Genomic DNA, 1112 nt, shown 5'->3' with positions numbered 1-1112 from the left:
GTTGTCATGGTATTCGTACCTGCTCGGCGACTATCGCACCCTTTTGGTTTGATAACTGCCTTCATACATTGAAATCAAGAACCAATACTAGGCACATCGTGCCAGTTTATCGGTGATAATGATCACAACAATATCACCTTTCGTTTCATGTTTTACACAAATTATTTGACGCAACCGATAAATCAACAGATTTAGAAAATAACAAAAAACAGAGATGGACGAATAAAAGAGACAAAAAAGGCCCTGCGATGCAGAGCCCATTAAAATTGATAGTACCTATAAGACGGATGGCTTGCCCTTCATCATGCGCAAACCTTCACGCTTGATGCAATCGACCAACGGGTTTTCGGCCATATCCGCACGCCAAATAAAGGACAATGTGCGCTCCATTTTCAGATCTGGTACGTTTAGCGCGACTAAACGTCCTGCCTCAATGTAACGTTCAACATCCAAATATGGCAAACAAGTTAAGTATTGTCCGTTAGCCACCAAGCTGCGCAACACAGGAACGTGTTCATACTCACGCCATACATCTAAATCTTCAATCAAATGATGAATGGAGCTATCAAAGGTTTTACGAGTACCTGAGCCATGCTCACGCAACACCCATTTCGCCTGCTCTAATTGAGCTAAACTGACCGAAGGGTTACGAGCAAAAGGATGATGAGAAGCTGCGACTACAGTAAGGTGGTCACGACACCAGATTTCTTGGTGTAAACGGTTATCGTCACAACGTCCTTCAATAATGCCTAAATCGTATTTGTAATCTAACACGCCATCGATAACCCCTTTCGTACTTTGTACGCCTAGCGAGATTCGCATCTCAGGAAAATCGTTATCAATGATACTGATAAGGTCTGGCACCAAGTGTTCTGCTGGTGTTTGGCTCGCACCAAGACGGATCTCTCCGCTTAACAAATGTTGCTCATAGAATCCCATTTCTATCTGCAAGGCATCTTGCAATAAACGCTTTGCTTTTGGCCTTAACCACATCCCCCAATGTGTTAGGGCCATTTGCTTTCCTTGCCTTTCAAATAAAGGCCTGCCAAGCATTTTTTCTAACTGCGCGAGCGACATACTTGTCGCCGATTGTGTCAGAGCCAGTTTGTCTG

At 43.8% G+C, this 1112-nt stretch carries 1 protein-coding gene; it reads right to left on the bottom strand.

Going from position 1 to position 1112, the window contains the following annotated elements:
* Positions 1-276: 276 nt before the first annotated feature.
* The coding region (locus R8269_RS25655) for a LysR substrate-binding domain-containing protein (RefSeq protein WP_318222966.1) at positions 277-1112 on the bottom strand (836 nt) is incomplete at its 5' end.

Source organism: Vibrio sp. Vb0667 (assembly GCF_033391095.1).
This window is presented reverse-complemented; position numbering and strand designations above follow the sequence as displayed.